The organism is Brevibacterium litoralis, from assembly GCF_040212315.1.
Classification (GTDB): Bacteria; Actinomycetota; Actinomycetes; order Actinomycetales; family Brevibacteriaceae; genus Brevibacterium; species Brevibacterium litoralis.
In genome coordinates this window covers 1-1,915 of record NZ_JBDIUY010000057.1, presented here as the reverse complement: position 1 = coordinate 1,915, position 1,915 = coordinate 1, and the positions used below count along the sequence as shown (strand labels likewise).

Genomic DNA, 1,915 nt, shown 5'->3' with positions numbered 1-1,915 from the left:
CTGATCTGGCTTGCCCGCTGGGTGGCCTGGAAGGATGTGCACCATGCCCGCTCCCTACCCCCAGGAGTTCCGCGATGGCGTCGTGCGTGTGGCCCGGTCCCGTGAGGACGGCGTCACCACCTGACTTGCACAGGTTTTGAGGATCTGGTGGATCGGATGGGCGTTATCGCAGGTCAGGAGGGGTGCGGTCGGCGTCGTTGACACACTAACGGGGCCGGTAACTTGGGGGCGTGGCGTTCGTGAGGAAGGTGAAGACGGCCTCGGGTGCAACTGCCGTGCAGATCGCCGAGCGTCGTGGCGGGCGGGACCACGTGCTCGAGCACCTGGCTTCAGCGCACACCGATGTGGAGTTGACCGCGCTGCTGCAGGTTGGTTGGGAACGTCTGCATCCGGGCCAGGAGATGCTCGACGTGGAGTTCGAGCGAGGCAGCGAGGCCGCGCCGGCGACGGTGCAGGCGACGAGCTCGCGGTTGCTGGTCGAGGCCGTGCAACGAGCATGGGGCGAGCTGGGGTTCACCGCCATCTTCGACGAGGCGTTCTTCCAGCTGGTGCTGGCGCGCGTGGTCGAACCGACCTCAGTCCGCGACGCCGGGCGAGTGCTCAGCGAACTGGGTCTGCAAGCCCGGCACCGCAACACCTTCATCCATGCCCTCAAGCGCTGCCAGGCCAACGAGTACCGGAATCACTTGGCCAAGGCCTGTTTCGAGTACGCGGCCACCCGCGGCGACGTGTCGTTGGTGCTCTACGACGTCACGACGCTCTACTTCGAGGCCGAGCACGAGGACGAGCTGCGCAAGGTCGGATTCAGCAAGGAGCGGCGGGTGGACCCGCAGATCGTGGTCGGGTTGCTCGTCGACCGCAACGGGTTCCCCCTGGAGGTCGGCTGCTACGAGGGCAACAAGGCCGAGACCGCGACGATCATCCCGATCGTCAAGCAGTTCCAAGCCCGGCACGGCCTGAGCGACATGGTCGTGGTCGCCGACGCCGGGATGCTGTCGACTTCGAACCTGACCGCGCTGGACGAGGCGGGGCTGCGGTTCATCGTCGGCTCCCGCGCGGTCAAGGCCCCCGGGGACCTGGCATCCCACTTCCGCTGGCACGGCGACGCCTTCACCGATGGGCAGGTCATCGACACCATCACCCCCAAGCGGTCCACGGCCGCTGCTCGCGCGGAGAACGACACGGCCAAGCGTGCTGAGCCGATCTGGGACCCGACCAAGCATTCCGGGTCGTGGCGCGCCGTGTGGGCCTACTCCAACAAGCGAGCCGTGCGGGATCGGCGGACCCTGACGCTGCAGGAGAATCGCGCCAAGGCGGTCATTGCCGGCGAGAAGGCCTTCCGCACACCGCGGTTCGTCAAGACCACCGGCGGGGACCGCGTCCTGGACGCTGCTTCCCTCGAGCGTGCGTATCGGCTCGTCGGGCTGAAGGGGTACGTCACCAACATCCCGGTCGGCGTGATGGCTGCCGGTGAGGTCATCGCTGACTATCACGCGTTGTGGCAGGTCGAGGCGTCCTTCCGGATGAGCAAGACCGATCTGCGCGCCCGGCCGATATTCAGTCACTCACGTGAGGCGATCGAGGCGCACCTGACCATCGTCTTCGCCGCCCTGGCCATATCCCGCTACCTGCAGCAGCGAACCGGGTCCTCGATCCGGCACATCGTGCGGACCCTGCGCCCGCTGCAGCACGTGACCATCAACATCGCGGGACAGCCCGTCATCGCCGAACCCCAGATCCCCGCCGAGGCCCAACAGCTCCTCGACGCGCTGACACACTAAACATGTGCAACTCGGGTTCGACGCCGACGAGGTCACGCATGTGGACATGGGTCCACTTCAGGATCGGACGTGACGACCACGGGATCTGGAAACAGGGCACGGTGCTGTATCTGCTGTGCTCCGTGCTCATCAGT

Annotated in this window: 1 protein-coding gene; it reads left to right on the top strand. The window is 66.4% G+C overall.

Annotated elements, in window-relative coordinates; translation table 11 throughout:
- Positions 1-230 precede the first annotated feature (230 nt).
- Complete coding sequence (locus AAD496_RS14850; protein WP_349829662.1) at positions 231-1,781, top strand: IS1634 family transposase; 1,551 nt, start codon at positions 231-233, stop codon at positions 1,779-1,781.
- Positions 1,782-1,915: the final 134 nt, after the last annotated feature.